The 18,656-nt window shown below is 38.2% G+C and carries 17 protein-coding genes; 13 read left to right on the top strand and 4 right to left on the bottom strand.

The annotated features are described in order from the left end of the window. Window positions 1-71: 71 nt before the first annotated feature. The 4 genes from ABVF21_RS19600 (at window position 72) to ABVF21_RS19585 (ending at window position 4,136) form a co-directional block, all read left to right on the top strand. Complete coding sequence (locus ABVF21_RS19600; RefSeq protein ID WP_371018823.1) at window positions 72-1,199, top strand: NAD(P)/FAD-dependent oxidoreductase; 1,128 nt, start codon at window positions 72-74, stop codon at window positions 1,197-1,199. Between the two features lie 262 nt (window positions 1,200-1,461). Beyond that, window positions 1,462-2,049: a YdeI/OmpD-associated family protein gene (locus tag ABVF21_RS19595; RefSeq protein ID WP_371018841.1), complete on the top strand. Its 588-nt coding sequence runs from the start codon at window positions 1,462-1,464 to the stop codon at window positions 2,047-2,049. 644 nt (window positions 2,050-2,693) lie between these two features. Then, the gene (locus ABVF21_RS19590; RefSeq protein ID WP_303531065.1) at window positions 2,694-3,041 is read left to right on the top strand and encodes a VOC family protein; all 348 of its coding nucleotides are present in this window, start codon (window positions 2,694-2,696) and stop codon (window positions 3,039-3,041) included. 39 nt (window positions 3,042-3,080) lie between these two features. After that, a complete protein-coding gene (locus ABVF21_RS19585) occupies window positions 3,081-4,136 on the top strand; it encodes a PQQ-dependent sugar dehydrogenase (RefSeq protein ID WP_371018822.1) in 1,056 nt (351 codons plus the stop codon). 177 nt (window positions 4,137-4,313) lie between these two features. On the opposite strand, the gene ABVF21_RS19580 is transcribed toward ABVF21_RS19585, so the two are convergent. Beyond that, entirely contained in the window at window positions 4,314-5,495 is a 1,182-nt protein-coding gene (locus tag ABVF21_RS19580) for an NAD(P)/FAD-dependent oxidoreductase (RefSeq protein ID WP_283154090.1), read from the bottom strand. Between the two features lie 30 nt (window positions 5,496-5,525). Next, window positions 5,526-5,957, bottom strand: a complete 432-nt coding sequence (locus ABVF21_RS19575) for a DUF1641 domain-containing protein (RefSeq protein WP_194221855.1) — start codon at window positions 5,955-5,957, stop codon at window positions 5,526-5,528. A 318-nt stretch (window positions 5,958-6,275) separates the two neighbouring features. On the opposite strand from ABVF21_RS19575, the gene ABVF21_RS19570 reads away from it, so the two are divergent. The 6 genes from ABVF21_RS19570 to ABVF21_RS19545 all read left to right on the top strand — a co-directional run bounded on the left by ABVF21_RS19570 (window position 6,276) and on the right by ABVF21_RS19545 (window position 11,151). Next, a complete protein-coding gene (locus tag ABVF21_RS19570) occupies window positions 6,276-6,650 on the top strand; it encodes a DUF4440 domain-containing protein (protein ID WP_371018821.1) in 375 nt (124 codons plus the stop codon). Between the two features lie 88 nt (window positions 6,651-6,738). Then, the gene (locus ABVF21_RS19565) at window positions 6,739-7,089 is read left to right on the top strand and encodes a DUF2200 domain-containing protein (protein WP_194221854.1); all 351 of its coding nucleotides are present in this window, start codon (window positions 6,739-6,741) and stop codon (window positions 7,087-7,089) included. Window positions 7,090-7,364: 275 nt separating this feature from the next. Then, window positions 7,365-7,739, top strand: a complete 375-nt coding sequence (locus ABVF21_RS19560; protein ID WP_371018820.1) for a GntR family transcriptional regulator — start codon at window positions 7,365-7,367, stop codon at window positions 7,737-7,739. After that, on the top strand, window positions 7,732-8,634 hold the full coding sequence (locus ABVF21_RS19555) for an ABC transporter ATP-binding protein (RefSeq protein WP_371018819.1): 903 nt from the start codon (window positions 7,732-7,734) through the stop codon (window positions 8,632-8,634). Before ABVF21_RS19560 ends, ABVF21_RS19555 begins: the two co-directional genes overlap by 8 nt. Next, window positions 8,609-10,624 (top strand): DUF6449 domain-containing protein, encoded by a 2,016-nt coding sequence (locus ABVF21_RS19550; protein WP_371018818.1) that lies wholly within the window; start codon window positions 8,609-8,611, stop codon window positions 10,622-10,624. Before ABVF21_RS19555 ends, ABVF21_RS19550 begins: the two co-directional genes overlap by 26 nt. Next, entirely contained in the window at window positions 10,621-11,151 is a 531-nt protein-coding gene (locus tag ABVF21_RS19545; RefSeq protein ID WP_371018817.1) for an RNA polymerase sigma factor, read from the top strand. The genes ABVF21_RS19550 and ABVF21_RS19545 overlap by 4 nt, the downstream gene beginning before the upstream one ends. Window positions 11,152-11,736: 585 nt before the next feature. Here ABVF21_RS19545 and ABVF21_RS19540 read toward each other — a convergent pair. After that, window positions 11,737-12,360, bottom strand: coding sequence for an acetate uptake transporter (locus tag ABVF21_RS19540; protein ID WP_255622575.1), 624 nt, complete (start codon window positions 12,358-12,360; stop codon window positions 11,737-11,739). A 379-nt stretch (window positions 12,361-12,739) separates the two neighbouring features. On the opposite strand from ABVF21_RS19540, the gene ABVF21_RS19535 reads away from it, so the two are divergent. Further along, window positions 12,740-13,807 carry a branched-chain amino acid aminotransferase gene (locus ABVF21_RS19535; protein ID WP_303531075.1) on the top strand — a complete coding sequence of 356 codons (1,068 nt, stop codon included), beginning with the start codon at window positions 12,740-12,742 and terminating at the stop codon, window positions 13,805-13,807. A gap of 41 nt (window positions 13,808-13,848) precedes the next feature. Here the strand turns inward: ABVF21_RS19535 and ABVF21_RS19530 are convergent, their stop codons facing one another. Then, window positions 13,849-16,233: a penicillin acylase family protein gene (locus tag ABVF21_RS19530; RefSeq protein ID WP_371018816.1), complete on the bottom strand. Its 2,385-nt coding sequence runs from the start codon at window positions 16,231-16,233 to the stop codon at window positions 13,849-13,851. 626 nt (window positions 16,234-16,859) lie between these two features. Between ABVF21_RS19530 and ABVF21_RS19525 the strand changes: the two genes are divergently transcribed. Together ABVF21_RS19525 and ABVF21_RS19520 are read left to right on the top strand one after the other, a co-directional pair. Next, entirely contained in the window at window positions 16,860-17,408 is a 549-nt protein-coding gene (locus ABVF21_RS19525) for a sigma-70 family RNA polymerase sigma factor (RefSeq protein WP_371018815.1), read from the top strand. Continuing rightward, window positions 17,398-18,441 (top strand): hypothetical protein, encoded by a 1,044-nt coding sequence (locus ABVF21_RS19520; protein ID WP_371018814.1) that lies wholly within the window; start codon window positions 17,398-17,400, stop codon window positions 18,439-18,441. The genes ABVF21_RS19525 and ABVF21_RS19520 overlap by 11 nt, the downstream gene beginning before the upstream one ends. Window positions 18,442-18,656 lie beyond the last annotated feature (215 nt).

Below are 18,656 nucleotides of genomic sequence, written 5' to 3'. Positions count from 1 at the left end.
TCGGTTTGTGTGCTTAACTGAATTTATGTAAAATGAACAAAGAATCGAAATCAATGAAAAAGGTGTTACATATGAAATCAACAATTATTGTCGGCTCCGGCATCCTTGGAGCTTCAACGGCCTATCATCTTGCAAAAGAAGGAATAGACGTTACGATTATTGATCGTAATGAACCTGGACAAGCGACAGAAGCGGCAGCTGGTATTGTTTGTCCATGGCTTTCCCAACGTCGAAATAAAGTCTGGTATCGACTTGCTAAAGGGGGAGCAAAATATTATCCAGACTTAATTCAACAATTAATAGAGGATGGAGAAACAGAAACGGGTTATAAGAAAGTAGGAGCAATCAGCCTCCACACTGATGAGACAAAATTAGATAAAATGATCGAACGTGCTAAAAAGCGACGAGAAGACGCCCCTGAAATCGGGGACATCAAGAAGCTATCTTCTGAGGAAACAAGAGAGAGATTCCCCCCTATATCTGAAGATTACCAGTCTGTATTTGTTAGTGGAGCGGCAAGAGTGAACGGTTCAGCTCTTCGTAATGCGCTACTTCGCTCAGCTGAAAAATATGGTGCTACCATCCTGTATGGTGATGCTAAGCTTTATTTATCAGAAGACGAAGTGAATGGTGTTACGTTAGGTAACGAGATCTTTATAGCGGACAAAGTAATATTGACGGCTGGAGCCTGGGCGGAAGAGCTTTTATCTCCAATGGGCTTTCAATTTAATGTTACTTCTCAGAAAGCTCAGATCGTCCACCTTGAAATGAACAACTCGGTAACGAATGAGTGGCCAGTCGTGATGCCGCCTAACGATCAGTACTTATTAAGCTTTGATGATGGACGCGTTGTTGTTGGGGCAACTCATGAAAATGAAGCTGGTATGGATCAGCGTGTGACTGCTGGAGGACTGCAGGAAATCTTCACTAAAGCCCTATCCGTCGCCCCAGGATTAGCGAATAGTACGTTTCTAGGAGCGAAAGTAGGGTTCCGTCCTTTCACACCAGGGTTTTTACCAGTGTTTGGTTATGTGCCAGGTAGCAAGAATCTACTTGCTGCTAATGGTCTTGGGGCTTCTGGACTCACAGTTGGCCCGTATCTAGGACTTGAGCTCGCTAGACTTGCGCTCGGAACGGAAACAGAACTTGACCCGGAAGATTATGACATTGAAGTAGCCATAACTAAACAAGAAACTTAAGATAACATGAAAATGAAGCAGTTCAGTGTAGCGTGCAAGGATAGATTAGTCACCTACATTGAACTGCTTTTTGTATTTGCACGATAAATTTAATAAGGAAGGTCATCGAAAATGAGACTAAGCCTGCTCAAGATAATGGATAGGTTTGTGGTATTATTTAGAAGTAAATATGAAAGTATTGTAAATGAAAATGAATGGGGCAATTGTAAATAGTGATTTAAAACTTTCGGCTGATCCAAAAACTGCGAAAGGAAGTGCTTTAATGACAAATAGTAGAATGAATCCTAAAGTTGATGGCTTTATCAGTAAGTCCCAAAAGTGGCAGGAAGAATTCAAGAAATTGAGAATGATCATTCTTGACTGTGAGCTGACTGAAGAATTGAAGTGGGGGGTTCCATGTTACACATTCCAAGGGAAAAATATCGTTTTAATACATGGATTTAAAGAATATTGTGCTCTATTATTTTTTAAAGGAGTCTTATTACAAGATACGCATAACATGCTCATTCAACAAACGGAAAATGTACAGTCTAGCCGTCAGATAAGATTCACCGATATAGAAGAAATAGTGGATAGGGAAAACATATTGAAAGAATATATTTATAACGCCATTGCCGTTGAAAAAGCTGGTATAGAAGTGAATATTGAGAAGAATATAGAAATCCCTGAAGAACTTCAAAATAAATTCAATGAAGTACCAGAGTTACAATCTGCATTTGAAGCTTTAACACCAGGAAGGCAAAGAGCATATGTCCTTTACTTTTCTAAAGCTAAACAATCCAAAACACGAGAAGCGAGGATCGAGAAATATATGCAGCAAATTCTACAGGGAAAAGGATTAAATGATTAGAGATAATAATAATTCCTAACCAGCCGCAGGTAGCTTCAGTGACTGTGGATGAGTGTATTCTTCATGCCTGATTTGAAAGCCCGGAGCATTGCTGCTTCGAGCTTTTTGGGGAGATTACTAAAGGGAAAGTGCGGTTTAGTTCATGAGGCCATGATCACTGATCCGCCGAGTATGGCAACAAAATAGGCCATGTAAATGACATAAGGTGAGAGCTTTTTGTTTTTGGTTCCTAGTTTTTTTCTAATTAGTTTCATGAAAGAATAGAAGAGTGTAAAAATAGCTATGAAAATGACAGCTGACCGTAACGAGTTCCAGTTTAGCGGAACAACATGAAAAAAATGATGAATCGATAGTATTAAAAATAGTCCTATAGGCATTACCAGAAGCTCTGCAAGGTCGTTTTGAGAATGGTCACTTGAAAAAAAGATTAAGAAAATATTCTTAATTGTACTCAGACTAGTCCCCTCCTTTTTGTAGAGTGATTTATTGTGGGGATATTTGTTAAATCAAGCATATCATACATGTTCATCATTTCTTCCTCAATAATGTGGTGTACATATTTTTAGTGAGTTTTAGAAGGATCGGATCAAATAAGAAAGAAGGAGTAAGTACTGAAAAATGATTTGAGAAGGGAGGTCATTCAAATGAATCCGATTTTAAATGAAATTGGTGCTGTTTTTATTCCCGTAAAAGATATTGAAGATGCAAAAAATTGGTATTGTGATTTACTTGGGATTCCTGCCTCTGGCGACATAGTAGCAGGACATTTGTATGTCTTGCCAATGAAAGATAACGGCCTTGTATTAGATAGCAAAATTTATTCTGAGGATAACCTTTACAAAACTCCACCTCTTCATTTCAATACGAAAGACATTGAAGCCGCTTTTTCTTTTATGAAAGAAAAAAGAATCGAGCTTGTCACTGATATTGAGAATGGCCATTGGTTTAATTTTAAAGATCCTGATGGGAATGTACTCATGATTTGTGAGTAGCAATGTTTAAAATAAGATCTGGAAGAAATGGAGGAAGACGTGGTGAAAATAGGGGGCGTGCTTTGTGCGTTACTCCTCGTAACAGCCTGCTCAAGTAATGATCCAAACTCAAGTTCTAGCGATGGTGCGGATGAGGAGACTAAAATAGAGTCAGCCTATATTGAAAATTTAAATGTTCCATGGGAGATCGTCCAAACAGGAGAAACGTTTTATCTCACAGAACGTTCGGGTAAGATAGCGAAATTCGATAATTCCCTGGAGAGGCAAACGATCCAACTTACAAAACCTGTGCATAGTGAAGGTGAAGGCGGACTTTTGGGGATGGCAATAGCTGAAGATTTTTCTCAGTCTAAAGTAGCCTATCTCTACCATACTTATTTAGAAGGTGGAAACACATTTAATAGGGTGGTGAAGGTTAAACTTACAGAGGACACCTGGGAAGAAACGGATGAGCTTCTTGCGAATATTCCTGGCTCACAGTTTCATAACGGAGGAAGACTGAAAATCGGACTAGACGGTATGCTCTATATTACAACAGGTGATGCTGGAGAACCGGAGCTTGCACAGGATAAAGATAGTTTAGCGGGCAAAATTTTGCGTATGGATCTGGAAGGAAACGTACCAGAAGATAATCCATTTAATGATTCCTATGTTTATTCTTATGGTCATCGAAACCCTCAGGGACTCGCGTGGAATGAAGAAGGACAGCTTTTTAGTTCAGAGCATGGGCAGTCTGCTCATGATGAAATCAATCAAATTGAAGCAGGAAACAATTATGGGTGGCCAGTGATTGAAGGAGATGAAATTGCTGATGGCATGGTGCAGCCGATCTATCACTCTGGAGATGATACATGGGCTCCGTCAGGAATAATTATTCAAGATGACAATCTTTACGTTGCTTGCTTAAGAGGCGAGGAAATTCGGTCGTTTGAACTGAAGGGCCAGGGTACTACTGTGGAGACAGAAGATATTGGACGAGTTCGCTCCTTATTATTGGACGAGGACATATTATTTGCGATAACAAACAATAAAGATGGTCGGGGAGACCCGGTTAAAGAGGATGATCGTATGGTGAAGGTACGTTTAGGAGATTAGCGCTATAGCAAAAGTTAGAAGTTAATGAAGAAGTAAGAGCGATTTTAGAAGGTAATCGTTCTCTGCTTTTATGAATGCTTTGTTTGTGGTTTTTTAATAGAGTGCCTTATTAAATAATAAGGCACTAAAAAAGGGTACTGTGTAGCTAACACAGTACCCTTAATCATATTCAATATCCTAGTATGCTAATGCAAACAATCCTTTGATGTGTGAAAGGTAACGAACGTTACTTGCTTCTTTCATCACAGATGCAGGAAGGCCTTTAAGGGATGTTGCGTTGCCACCTATTTGAGCAACGGCATCCTTTCGACCAAGACTTGCTAATGTTCCAGAGTTAACTGGTTCAAATTCTTTGTAGTCTTTGTCATAAAGGTAAGCATACAAGTTGTAACCAATAAGGTCACCCATTTGCCAAGCGATTTGAGCAGTTGGTGGTTGTGGACGCTCGTCACCTGGTTTGAAGTAAACGGCACTGTCACCGGCAACGAATACATCCTCATGAGAAGTGGATTGTAGGTAATTGTTCACTGTTGCACGGCCGCGATTTACTTCGATACCGCATTCGCCAACAAGTGGATTCCCTTGAACGCCGCCTGTCCAAACAAATGTGTTTGTAACAATCTTTTGGCCATCTTTCAATTCAACAACATTTCCTTCTACATTCGTTACAGGAAGGTTTGTAAGGAATTCAACACCGCGTTTTTCAAGGCTAGTCATCGCTCGGTTAATTAATTCATCAGGAAGCATTGGAAGAATTTTAGGCATTGCTTCAACAAGCTTCAATTTGATCTTGGCAGGATCTACGCCATATTTACGAGCAAGCTTTGGTGTTTCATCAGCTAGTTCTCCTACGAGTTCAGTCCCTGTAAGACCGCCACCGCCGATAAGGATTGTAGCATCCGCTTCGTCACCTGATGCTGCAAAGCTCTTGATGCGTTCTTCAACATGAGCGTGGATACGGTTTGCATCTTCAGCAGATTTCAGTACCATGCTGTTTTCTTCAAGTCCTGGAATACCGAAGTACGCTGTTTTACTACCTAGTGCTACAACTAATGCGTCGTAAGAAAGTGTAGAACCATCAGATAACTTAACTTCTTTATTATCAACAGAAAATGAATCAACCGATGCAACTTTAAGGTTAATGTCATTTCCTTTTAATAACTTGTCCAGTGGAAGTGCCGCTGCTTCTGTAGAGATGTTACCAGCAGCTAGACGGTGCAACTCTGTAATGATTTGATGAGTAGGTGTTTTATTAATTAATGTAACAGTAGCTTCTGATTCATTTAAGTATTGACGTACGGATAAAGCAGAAAGAAGCCCACCATAACCTGCGCCCAAAATGACTATTTGTTTTGACATGATTGTTCCTCCATTTCTAGCAGATCAGTATTATTTTTGGTTACTTTTTTCTCCTGAAACTTTAAGATAAGCATTCACGAATCTGAAAAGCTTCTGAGCTTGAGGGTCTTTTAACATTTTCAAAAGACCGAATACCCCAATAACTTCTGAGCTCTTTTCAGCTTCATCTTTTGCTTCAATTGCATTTGCTGCAACGTCTTTCACGGAGTTTGTAACAGGATGAAGAATTTCAGACATAAATTCTACTGTATCATTCTTCAATACATCATCTGTTGCAAGAGCTTGGACCGTATCATATGATTTAGACATCATATTAACAAGTTCCGTTACTTTAGGAAGTTCCTTTACAAGCACGCTTAGTGACTCTTGAACTTTAGGATCCAAAAGCTGATCAAGCAGTTCGCGTTCGTCTTGAGTAGGGACGCGTTTTTCGCCTGTTTCGGTTGTGATTGATTCTGACATAGTCACTTCTCCTTCTTTTAAGCAGTTACGCTTATTTGTTATATAGTAAGGCAAAACCATGTTAAGGTATTTTTATACCCGATTAGAAACGAAGTTACTAATCAAGAGATAGAAGAAAAGTTGGACTTCACTCTGTTTATTTTTCCCTATAAAGTGTCCATCATCCAGTCATCTTTTATACCTACTCTAATAGGTTAAATTATCCTTGAGCGAATTTCAATGCATAGCCTCATACTTAACCGCTTACATCAATAATTTCGTGAAGAATATCACGTTCTGTCGTTTTAAAAGAGTACAATATGGATGAATAAGTAAAAAGTGGGGGTGATTATCATCGAGGAAATAGAGTTAAAAAATCATTTATTGAAATTAGAAGAAGAACTATTAAAGCCTGAAATACGTTCTCATCCAGATAGATTAAATCAGCTACTTGCAGATGATTTCTTTGAGTTTGGCAGTTCCGGGAAAGTGTGGCATAAAGAGGGGAATTACATTAATGGTCTTTCCAATAGAGAAATGATTCTAAGTGAATTCGAAATACACCCAATATCAGAGGCTGCCGTTCTTGCAACATATCGCATCCATGATAAAACAAGATCACAAAAGACCTTAAGAAGTTCCATATGGAGAAACAATAATGGAAAGTGGGAGATGATTTTTCATCAGGGAACGTTGACTGATGAAATTGTATAACATTAAAGGTTGAGGGACAGTATGATGTGAAGACGAATATGTAAGCTGTTGCAAATCTTTACTTTAGTAATCAAAGGAGGCTTTTTTTATGACAAAACATAAAATTTATACAATGAGCTTCGCAAGCGTCTATCCCCATTATGTGACGAAAGCGGAAAAAAAGGGGCGAATAAAAGCAGAAGTGGATGAAATCATTCGTTGGTTGACAGGGTATAGCCAAAATGAGCTTGAAACTCAATTAGAAAAAAAGACAGACTTTGAGACCTTCTTTATGGAAGCTCCCCAAATGAATCCTTCACGCAAGATGATCAAAGGAGTGGTCTGTGGTGTACGAGTAGAAAACATTGAAGAACCAACTATGCAGGAAATTCGCTATTTGGATAAGATGATCGATGAGTTAGCAAAAGGAAAAGCGATGGAAAAGATTTTGCGTAAATAATATATTGGAAAGAAAATGATCTGATTTATTTGCGAATTTACATAAACCTTTAGACAAGGAAGTCTATTGAAAACTAACTAATAGCCGTAACTCAATCCCAAGTATGGAATTGAGTTACGGCTTATTTTTATTTTGATAAAGTCATTTTTGATCATTAATAGAAAAAATTACAAAAAAAGACTTCTCAAATCAATCGGCTTTCGATATACTTTAACTGTACTACATATATTAATACAGTTAATACAGTTATAGCTAGTGAGAGTGGAGGTGAATTGATGTTTGAATTGGACTTTAGAAGTCGAAAGCCGATCTATGAACAGTTAGTTGATTGTTTGAAGCAGCTGATCATTAAAGATGTTATGAAAGACGATGAGAAACTTCCTTCTGTCCGTGAACTTGCGCATCAGCTGACAATTAATCCGAATACCATCCAAAAGGCATATAGAGAGCTTGAGTCTCAAGGATACATTTATTCAGTGAAAGGGAAGGGGAGTTTTGTTAATCCTTCAAAAAAGCTTGAGAGTGAGGAGCTAAAAAACGTGCGAGATCAGTTAAAGAAGCTACTAGCTGAAGCCATTTATCTTGGAATGACAGTAGAGGAAATTGAGTCACTATTAACTGAAATTGAAGGGGGGAAAAAGGATGATTGAAGTAAACGGTGTTGAAAAGTCTTTTGGGACTAACAAAATCATCCATCAAGTTAGTTTTACTGTGCAGCCTGGATCAATATATGGTTTGCTTGGTTCAAATGGCGCCGGAAAAACAACACTTATGCGAATGATTTCCGGTATTCTGAGACAAGATTCAGGAGAAATTCTCGTAATGGACCATCCCATTTATGAAAATGTCTCTACGAAGCAACGAGTGGTGTTTATTCCAGATGCCCTTTATTTTTTACCACAATATACAATGAGGCAGCTAGCCAATTATTATGCTAGTTTATATGAACAGTGGGATGAGGAGCGCTACACAAATCTAACGAATTTGTTTAAGCTCGATGAGAACAAGAAAGTAAGCCAGTTTTCTAAAGGTCTTCAAAGACAAGTGGCTTTCATCTTATCTATGTCAGTTAAGCCGGATGTGCTTATTTTAGATGAGCCTTTTGATGGTTTGGATGCCGTTATGAGAAAAAAAGTAAGAAGCATGATCATTCAGGATGTGGCTGAAAGAGAAATGTCTGTGTTGCTCTCGTCACATAATTTAAGAGAAGTTGAGGAGATTTGTGATCATGTCGGGATTCTTCACCATGGTGAAATTCTTCTTGAACGTGATTTAGATGCATTAAAGGAAGACGTACATAAAGTTCAAGTCGCATTCAAAGATTCAGGAGAACACGATTTGACTTCTAGCGATCTTGATATTCTCTATAAAGAAAAACGGGGAAGTGTTATTCTCTTGATCGTAAAAGGAGAAGAAAAGAAAGTGATGACCGAAATCGAGAAAATTGGTCCAGTCTTAATGGATCGATTACCACTTACATTAGAAGAAATATTCATCTATGAAATGGAGGGTGTTGGATATGCTATCGAAAACGTCCTTGTTTAGAAGAGAAATGTTCAAAAGAGATTTTAGAAATGTTGGTTGGATTAGTATTTTGTTTTTTTGTGGTCTTGCCTTTACTTTGCCGCTCCAATTATTCATGGCGTTTAACGATGAATATAGGATAGAAGCAAGCGGAGCTGGGCTTTTTGATCCGATATTTATGTTTGAAGTACAATTTATGCTGTTATTTCTAATGCCCGTTTTAATGGCTGTATTTCTTTTTCGTTACATTCACGTGAAAGGTGCTTCAGACTTTATTCACAGTTTACCAATTAGCAGAGAGCATCTATTTCGCCATCACGCTTTATCAGGAATGATTTTGCTCATTGCGCCTGTTTTGTTGACTAGTCTTATTCTATTCATGTTCTTTTTGTTTACTGACGTGTCAGCTTTTTATTCAATTAGCCAGCTTGGTTATTGGACGCTGATGATGATCATTGTAAGCATTCTAACGTTTATGATTTGTGTCTTTGCTGGTACATTAACTGGATTATCAACCGTTCAAGCTGTTTTAACTTATATCCTTATGCTTCTTCCGGCAGGGATCTATGTTCTTGTAGCGGTACATCTTAGCTTCTTTATTGCTGGGTTTTCAGACTTGGTGGTAATCAATCATACGGTAGGTAACTATTCACCCCTTGTCAACGTTTTTCAATATTACCCTAATGACCCACAGGAGGGGTTTCACCCCGTTCAGTATATATTGTTGGGTATCTATTTTATCGCTTCAATAGTATTCTACTTTAGTGGAAAAGTCATCTATAAGAAACGTCCATTAGAAGTAGCTACACAGACGATTGCCATTAACGTGTTAAAGCCAGTCTTTCAGTTTGGAATGACCTTCTGCTTTGCTCTAGTCGGTGGTACCTATTTTGGAGAAACTCAACTAATGTTATCGTGGTTGATTTTTGGGTACGTTATAGGTGGGATCTGCGGATATTTCCTTTCTTCAATGGTGTTAGATAAAAGCTGGCGTGTGTTTCACTGGCAGCACTTTAAAGGCTTGTTCGTATACGGAGCAACAGCTGGTTTAATTATAGGGATTTTGCCATTGTTCTGGTTAAACTATGAAAGTTACGTTCCAGAAACGAGTGAAGTTAAAAATGTTTATATAGGTGACAATATCTATCAGTTAGAAGAACTTATTGAAAATACTTCACCTGATTTAATTGAATCAGAAGGTGCAATTAATGCAGTTATACAATTACAAAAAGAGATGATTAACCAGAACGATGAGTTTAATTCTACAGGAATGATGTATTTCATCTCTTATGAATTAAAAAACGGGGATCGCGTGCAACGTACGTATCAAGTCGATCGAAAGAACGTCCAGGCAGCTCTTAAGCGTGTAATGGAAACAAAGGAATACAAAGAGTTAACTTACCCTGTCTTAAATAGTGACCCCTCAAAAGTTCAAAAAGTCACTCTTCAACCTGGAGGACCCGTTAATAAAGAAATATCTATACTTGATCCAATGCAAATTCAAGAATTCTATCAACATGTAAGAGAGGATATTTACAATTTATCCTATGATCAATTGATTCATCCAAAAGGGATTCGATCTCATGTATCTGAAGTAAGAGAAGGTTCCGATTGGACAGAAGAATACTATTATCCGCAAGACAATTCGATCTATAATTCCTATGAAAATACTGTTAATTGGTTGAAAGAAGAAGGCTTCTATGAGGATGCTTTTATTGACGAAGGTGAAATTGATCATGTAAGCATTTATCCATGGGATGAAGCACAAAATCAATATCCGAGAGAAGCTTATGATCAAATTGTAGAGAATGAATCCGTTGAACCTTTTGAGATAAAGGATAAGAAGCAAATCCAAACGATATTATTAAGCAGCCAAGAAGGAGAGAAAGGGGATTATTTAGTTGGCATTCATTATGAGGATTTAAAAGGAGGGTATTATGAAGTGTTAACCTTTGACTCTTCAAATGCTCCAGGCTCTGTGCAAGATTATTTTAAGGATCAACAACAATGAAAGACTCGAGAACAGTATGTTTTAAGGATATCTTTACAAAACACTACAACCGCGTTTACTATACTGCATTAAGAGTCTTGAAAGATCACGGACTTGCCGAAGATGTGCTTCAAGAAACCTTTTTAAGAGCGTATGATCGATTAGACGAAGTGCAAAGTGAAAGGAAGCTAGGATCTTGGCTTTCAACCATTGCCGCTCGAAAATCGATTGATCAATTAAGAAAGCAAAAAAAAGTGACTCTGTTCCATACGGAAGATACTTTCATGAATCAAGCGGATCACAATTGTAACGTAGAAGAAGACTGTGAGATTCTTCTTTTTGAAGAATCTGTGAAAAGAAAGATCTATTTGTTATCCCCGAGATTAAGAGTGGTTATGAAGCTTCACTACTATGATCATTTAAAGGAAAGTGAAATAGCATATAAACTGCAGCTATCACCGGGGGCAGTGAAGTCTCGTCTACATCGCGGGCGAATGGCTATGAGAACAAAACTAAGTGATGAATTAACACAAAATCATTCGGCATAATCAAAAGGCGTCCTTACTTGATGATAAGAGGGTTAATAAAACTGAATTTTTCTGAATTGTATATGAACTAATCTTCAAAGGTGATCGAGTCTAACGAACATAAAAAATAGGAATTTAGATTTTTCGATTGTTGAAAAAACAGAAGCTTTTCAAACGTTAGCTGAGATAAATAATATTATCGATCAGATTAATAAGTTGAGTGAATAAGGATGTTGAATATAAATTGGAGATACGAGGTTAGCCTTGTATCTCTTTTTAACATTTCAAAATTAATTGAAAATATATAATCTACATAATGCGTTAAAATGATTTGGAGGGAATCAATTCACTTATCCTGGCTAAGATGGAATAAGATAATAGAGTTTTTTGATAGTTAATCACTAATGAAGTTTACATAATGATATTATGGTTGATATAGAAGTGTGATAAGGGGGAAGTTCGCAGTGAAGGAGATAGGCGGTACAAATCATTTTATTAGAACTTGATTCGCATTAAGGCAATTCAAAGGCTCCATGATCTTCATATATCTTTAAAAATTATAAAAGAGACAGATGAATCTAGATTCATCTGTCTCTTTACGTGATACTAAGCTTGTTTGAAAATACCGAATGGTTTGCCAATCGGGAGTGTGACTTTGCCAAAGTGAGTATTCAAAACACTCGCAGCTGAGCCATAGAAGCTTAAAATAGCAATGCAGAACTCAGCAATGGCGGCTAAGAAGTGCATGCCTTCAGGGAAAATACCTAAAGTGGAGAATGTGAGTCCGATAAATAAGAAATCAATAAAGACAAAAATAAAGAAAAGTACTTTATGTGTTTCCATAGCTCCAACTGTCATGAAGACACTGAAGATCAAATAGCCGATGTATGCAATGCCTAATTGCTTTGGATCCACAGCGGCAGCCGCAGCGTCTCCAAAGACACCGAATTCAATTAACCATGACGTTCCTACTCCAAGCCAAAACAGTCCAAAAGCTGCGAAGGCTGTCGTACCAAATGTATTATTGTGCTTTGCATCTAGAAAACTAGCGATCAGCTGTGCAATGCCCCCTAGAAAAATCGCCCAAGGGAGTACAAATGAGACGCCATCTGTCCAACCAAGCTTGGCTGATGATGCAACAAGCGTTACCATAGCAAGCCCGAATAATCCAATAGCGGATGGATCAGCTGTAACCATTTGCACGCGTTGAGTATTTTGTGTTTGATTCATGATGAGACCTCCTAATAAACATACTTGACTAATTTACATAAAAATCGCCTCTCTTGCAATAGCAAATATTAAAAGGCATTATCTGAACTGGTTGTTATTCTGGTTAAAAACATTGCTATTGTTCACTCGAAATCGCTTACAGTAAAAGGTGAAAAAAGTGTGATTCAAATGCTGACCAGCAGGACCGGAAAGCTAGAATTTGTATGAAATGATAGAGCTAGGTGTTAAAAACTGAATTTTTTTACCTTTCTGCACTATAAAGCTTTAATTCAGTAGAGTTTGGCAGTACAATAGATGAATAGTTAATCTACTGCCTTCATGTGGAAGGAGTATGAATTCATTATCATAACCACTTTCAAGAGAGTAAGGAGTCCTGGCCATGAGTACAGATTTAGAAATTGTGAAAAGCACTAATTTGAAAGCGAAGCCTGAGAAGGATCAAATTCCTTTTGGAAGAACATTCACAGATCACATGTTTGTAATGGATTATGAAACTGAAAAAGGGTGGTTTGAACCTCGTATCATTCCATATGAGCCAATCACTCTTGATCCTGCTGCAATGATTTTTCATTACGGTCAAACCGTTTTTGAAGGGTTAAAAGCCTATCGTTCTGATAATCGAATTTTATTGTTTAGACCTGAGAAAAATTTACAGAGACTGAACCTTTCAAGTGAACGTTTAAGCATTCCACATATTGATGAAGAGCGTGTAATGGGCTATCTTAAGGAATTAATTAGCTTGGAGCAAGATTGGGTGCCTTCAACACCTGGAACGTCTCTATATGTACGTCCTTATATTATTGCAACGGAACCTAATCTATCTGTTGCCCCTTCCCACACATACAAATTGATGATTATTCTCTCACCAGTAGGGTCGTATTTCTCAGGAGGGTTAACTCCAGTGAAAATTAGCGTAGAGGATAAATTTACAAGAGCTGTTAAAGGTGGAACGGGTATGGCCAAAACGGCTGGTAACTACTCATCTGCATATCAAGCGCAAGCGAAAGCATATAAAGATGGAAATGCTGATGTTCTTTGGTTGGACGGGGTAGAGAAGCGTTACATCGAAGAAGTGGGAAGCATGAACATCTTCTTTAAAATCAATGGGGAAGTTGTGACACCTGAATTAAACGGTAGCATTCTCCACGGCATTACGCGAATGTCGGTTATTGAATTGTTAAAGAAATGGGATATCCCTGTTACGGAAAGAAAAGTTTCCATTGAAGAGCTTTACGAGCTATCTCAAAAAGGGCAGCTTGAAGAAGCATTTGGAACAGGAACGGCCGCTGTTATCTCCCCTGTAGGTGAATTAAACTGGGCTGGTAAGAAAATGGTCATCAATGATCATGAAATTGGGGAACTGTCTCAAAAGCTTTATGATACAATCACAGGAATTCAAACTGGAAAATTAGAAGATACGCAGAATTGGACCGTTTCTGTAAAATAAGAATGTTAAAAGGCTCCCTCATTGACTGAGAGAGCCTTTTGTTATGGTTTTAGAATGAGGTGCTGAGCATTTTCTTCGTAATTATTCATCTTTGTTTCATGATATTCTCCTTCAACCCAATCCGTAATTTGATTATCATACCATTTACTAAAAACGAAGCCGGACTGACCTGGTGAAATGACATTGTAGCTTGTTTGAATGTTTGATAAATCAGTAACGCCTCTCCATGGTGCACCATGGGTTACAAGTCCAGTTGTCGTGTTCCATCCAGCAGCACCTACCGTAACGCGGCTGCCATCCATCGCATTTACATCCGGGTTAAACAGGAGGTTTAACGGTTTAATCGCACCTAGCGGATGTTCAAATGGTACCGCATGGAACGTACCCCATGACCATTTTTCTGGTGTACGCCCTTGTAAATCAACTGCTCTAGCAACTGCAGCCTGATAAGATTCAGTGACTACGGATGTAAACCCTCCAGACTTCTTTATCCATGGTCCTTCATCCCCGCTTGCAGCTCGTCTTATGAGCTGGTCAACCACCTGACTTTTACCATCAAAAAGCGGCATCATCTCTTTTTCAATTTTTCCATCAAAAAGAACTTTCTCCATTTCTACTAACCAGAGGTGAAAGAGTAGGGGAGCAGCTTCATCTCTACCATCAATATAATTCCATTCATTAAGGACAGATAGCGCCTCTTTTTCAACAGATGTTAAGTTTTCACTGTTAAGTTCCTCTATGAGAAGAGGAGTAAATTCTTTTCCCTGCAAATTCACGAAATCATTTTGTAGCGCCATCATGTCTTTTGGTTCAAGTTCATCGCTTTCAAGCAAAACTTCTCGAATGCGATCTTGACGATAACGTTGCGCCCATGTATGTGTGATGTGATAGGGGTAGTCTTCCGTTGTGATTTTATTATTTGCTGTTGAAATGAAGCCTTCGTCAGGATTAACAATTGTGGGAAGCTCTTCCCATGGGATATAACCTTCCCATTCGTATTCATCGTTCCATCCAGGGACTGGCACCATGCTGTCACCATTTTTGCGAATAGGAATTAATCCGTTCGCCCGGTAGGCAATCGTGCCGTCAGTAGAAGCAAAAACGAAATTCTGAGCGGGTGTATGAAAAGAGGTTAAGGCACTTTTGAATTCTTCCCAGTTAGATGCTGTATCCATCATTAGAACGGCCTCAAGCTCGCTAGATGGATCAAGGGCTGTCCACCTTAAAGACAATGCGGTATCAGGTTGGTCGTCATAAGCAAATTCAGAGAGAATAGGCCCGTGGCGCGTAATAACGACTTTATATGGAATTGGTTCACTATCTTTTACAGGAATGCTTTCATCTATAACTTCTGCTTTCTCCCATTCATCATTATATTGAAATTCAGTCGGATTATCAGGATTTCTTTTCTCAATATAAAGATCTTGAACATCAGGACCCACATTGGTAACGCCCCAGGCAATGGAGTCATTTCGTCCAACGATAATACCTGGCACACCAGCAAAGATAACGCCACTTACATTATATTCAGGTGAATTTAAGTGAGTTTCATACCATATCGGTGGAGTACCAAGACCCAGGTGAGGATCATTGGCTAGAAGCGGTTGTCCCGAAGCGGTTTTATCTCCAGAAACGACCCAATTGTTACTCCCATTATATTGATCTGGGATTACTGATTTCGCAAAGCTTTTTGACATATCAAGGTTACTTTCCTTAATTTCTTGAATCACAGTTGAGCCTTCTTCAGGGTAACTTGGGAACAAGTCCACGGCTTCTTCTTCTGAGAAATTCTGCAGAAGATAATAACGAAAGGCTTGACCTTCCCAATGTCCTCCAAGATCAAAAGCCATATATTTACCGATTGTAAGAGAATCGATTGGATCCCACTCATTAGGCTCATAACCCGCAAGTGTAAATTCAAGTGGTAATGAGTTTTCTTCTTTTGCTTGAGCCATATAGGCATTCACACCATCAGCATACCATTGAAGAATTTGTTTCGCTTCCTGAGAGTAGGCATCAAATGAATCTTCTGCAGCTCTTCTTAAACCAAGCGTTCGAAAGAATTTGTCCTTATCAATTGTTGATTCACCAATGACTTCACTAAGCGTTCCAGAAGCTTGCCGACGACTCAAGTCCATTTGAAACATGCGATCCTGTGCCGTGACAAATCCCTGAGCCATAAAGAGATCTTTAGTAGAGGAGGCTTCAATATGAGGAATACCCGACTCATCTCGATATATGGAAACAGATTCCTCCAAGCCTGATAGGATCATTTCCCCCTTTGTCTTAGGAGCTGTGTTTTGAACAAACCAGAAGCTTACAGCGATAGCAATGACCAGTAAAAGTGAAAAACCCCCAAGTAGATAATACGGCCATTTCCTTCTTTGGATCTTAACGTGCTTTTCAGGTGTAACAACCGTGCTCATAACGTCCCCCATTTCATTTTAACTATATATTACCATAATTACCTTTAATGATAACGCTTTCTTTTGGCGTGGAAGGGTATTAAGGTGATAGACAAAAGATAGGTAATAGAGGTTTGTTTGAACTGATCACGAACCAAATCAAAATAATAAGTTTATGTATAAACCTAAATAATTGGACCCCTTTGTTACATTACTATTACTGTTGATGATTTCGGATCAGTGTGTATGATACGAATTAAATCTTTGGTTTGAATAAAATGAATAAGATAGAAAATTACTGAGTATGGCAAAGAAAAAACATCCAAAATATGTTAATGTTAGCGTTAGATAGTAATTCAGTGATGTTCGACAATCGGGCAGTATAATTGAAGACTTGAATTCGAGATAATATGTAATTTATAGCGTGAATGTTCTCTTTTAATGCTCAAATATTAGTGAATGGTAAAATACCAAGTAAGTATAGTTTAAAAAGTAAGAAGTTTTATTGGCAAACCTTTTTGAAATGCTTAGAGCACAAAGCTCTAGGCATTTATTTTTTGTGTTACTAATGATCAATTATCTCAATTATTAGGGAACCTCAATCAGGTTTGCTTCGTCTAACTGGGTAGCAAATAGGGGGGAAGAATATGCAAGAGGATCAAGATAAGCATGAAAATCAATCGAAAAAGGAGCTATTAGTGGATTTAATGGAAGAGTATGGAGATATGGTTCTTCGCGTAGCGTATACGTATGTGAAAGAGCGACAACTAGCCGAAGACATTTCACAAGAAGTGTTTATTCGTTGTTATCAGTCCCTACAAAGTTTTGAGAATCGCTCCTCTTATAAGACGTGGATATATCGCATTACAGTTAATAACTGCAAGGATTACGTGAAGAGTTGGTCGTTTCGAAATCTCTTCCCCAAATCGATAATAGAGACAGAAAATGAAAGGAAAATGAACTCGCCTTCTTCTCAAATGGAGCAGAAAGAAGAGAATAATGAACTTTTTGAAAAGGTGCTGAATCTATCGGTGAAATTACGAGAAGTAATCATTTTTTATTACTACGAAGACTTGTCGATAGAGGAGATTTCAGACGTCATCAAGGTCAAACCCAATACCATCAAAAGCAGGCTACGTAGAGCACGGATCAGCTTAAAGGAACAAATCGGGGGAGGGATTTTTCTTGAAGAATAATAACTGGAGCTATTCAGAAAAGGTTCGGAAAATGGCGTTTAACAAGAGGCATCAGGAGCAAGTGTTAAGAAACCTAGGGACAACAAAACGGAGAAAGAACTCTCGAAAACGTATCATAAGTGGAGTAACAGCTGTTGCGCTTTTTGCCATGCTGGCGCTAAGCATAATATTTGCACCAGTAATGGAAAACGTATTAGCGAAGATTCCTTACATTAGTCAATTTGTTGAGGATGAGGAACAGAAGATGGAGAAGTGGGATACAATCTTGAACCAAGTTACCACGATAGTTGAGAAAAATGATTTAGAAATGAGAAATATTAATATCTTTGACAGAGAAATGTCAGTAAAGATTTTTTTGAATAAATTACCTGAAAACGAAGAAAAAATTATTGAACAAATTCAAACCCAATTTAACGATGCGGGTCTCAACGGGTATGAAGTGAGTGTGGTTGTCTACGAAGAAGAAGAGATCAAAACAGAGCAAAGTCAAGAAGAAATTGGATTAGCAATGCAAAATAACCAAAAGCTAGAAGAAGCTTTAACTGAGCGGCTGCAATTTGAAGAATATGAACTAATGTTTCCAGTATCTGTACGTATCAATCAAGGAAGCGTTTATATGAATGTAATTGTACCTAAAACGGAAGAACGTATAGATCAGTTAAAGGAAATTCTAAAAGATGAAGCGAAAGACTTTGGTAATAACTATGAACTAGATGTGCGACAAGTGGAGAAAATCGCTCGCGAGCAAGAAAAACGTTGGGAGAAAACGGGCGCTATTGGTGATATAGGTGGTGCCTTAACCGAATCCACTGAATTCCCTGTGACTGGTTTTGCCTACTCGTTTCATCCGTACCCTCTTGAAATTATTGTGAAAACGTCTCTAAGTAGAGATGACTCTGAATCCTCTCAAGTCGCTGAAAACATTCGAGCTGAAATTGATTTGTATATTCAAAATGATGAGGATACTGAAACGATTCGAAACGATGAATATGACGTAAAAGTCTTAAGCGAAGATAAAAAAGAGATCAAATAAAGGTCTATTGTTCTGCTCTTATAGCTGGTTTTAAGGCAATCTTTCACCCAATCCAGGCAAATAGTAGTTCAAACTTTTTTCAATATATTCGGAGCGATAGCTGCACAGTGGTTATCGCTTATTGTAACGGGTAGAGTTTAATAACAGCAGGAGGAAACAATGACTAAAAAACGTAGAAAAACAATTCTATTTGCCTTACTAATTCTAATTTTTTC

Origin of the sequence: Pseudalkalibacillus sp. JSM 102089 (assembly GCF_041366475.1) — a bacterium.
In the GTDB taxonomy this organism is placed as follows: Bacteria; Bacillota; Bacilli; order Bacillales; family Guptibacillaceae; genus Guptibacillus; species Guptibacillus hwajinpoensis_B.
This window is presented reverse-complemented; position numbering and strand designations above follow the sequence as displayed.

What these genes read in the sequence shown, in the direction of transcription:
- ABVF21_RS19600 (WP_371018823.1), top strand. Translation starts at nt 72, where the DNA reads ATGAAATCAACAATTATTGTCGGCTCCGGCATCCTTGGAGCTTCAACG.
- ABVF21_RS19595 (WP_371018841.1), top strand. Translation starts at nt 1,462, where the DNA reads ATGACAAATAGTAGAATGAATCCTAAAGTTGATGGCTTTATCAGTAAG.
- ABVF21_RS19590 (WP_303531065.1), top strand. Translation starts at nt 2,694, where the DNA reads ATGAATCCGATTTTAAATGAAATTGGTGCTGTTTTTATTCCCGTAAAA.
- ABVF21_RS19580 (WP_283154090.1), bottom strand. Translation starts at nt 5,495, where the DNA reads ATGTCAAAACAAATAGTCATTTTGGGCGCAGGTTATGGTGGGCTTCTT.
- ABVF21_RS19575 (WP_194221855.1), bottom strand. Translation starts at nt 5,957, where the DNA reads ATGTCAGAATCAATCACAACCGAAACAGGCGAAAAACGCGTCCCTACT.
- ABVF21_RS19565 (WP_194221854.1), top strand. Translation starts at nt 6,739, where the DNA reads ATGACAAAACATAAAATTTATACAATGAGCTTCGCAAGCGTCTATCCC.
- ABVF21_RS19560 (WP_371018820.1), top strand. Translation starts at nt 7,365, where the DNA reads ATGTTTGAATTGGACTTTAGAAGTCGAAAGCCGATCTATGAACAGTTA.
- ABVF21_RS19555 (WP_371018819.1), top strand. Translation starts at nt 7,732, where the DNA reads ATGATTGAAGTAAACGGTGTTGAAAAGTCTTTTGGGACTAACAAAATC.
- ABVF21_RS19550 (WP_371018818.1), top strand. Translation starts at nt 8,609, where the DNA reads ATGCTATCGAAAACGTCCTTGTTTAGAAGAGAAATGTTCAAAAGAGAT.
- ABVF21_RS19545 (WP_371018817.1), top strand. Translation starts at nt 10,621, where the DNA reads ATGAAAGACTCGAGAACAGTATGTTTTAAGGATATCTTTACAAAACAC.
- ABVF21_RS19540 (WP_255622575.1), bottom strand. Translation starts at nt 12,360, where the DNA reads ATGAATCAAACACAAAATACTCAACGCGTGCAAATGGTTACAGCTGAT.
- ABVF21_RS19535 (WP_303531075.1), top strand. Translation starts at nt 12,740, where the DNA reads ATGAGTACAGATTTAGAAATTGTGAAAAGCACTAATTTGAAAGCGAAG.
- ABVF21_RS19530 (WP_371018816.1), bottom strand. Translation starts at nt 16,233, where the DNA reads ATGAGCACGGTTGTTACACCTGAAAAGCACGTTAAGATCCAAAGAAGG.
- ABVF21_RS19525 (WP_371018815.1), top strand. Translation starts at nt 16,860, where the DNA reads ATGCAAGAGGATCAAGATAAGCATGAAAATCAATCGAAAAAGGAGCTA.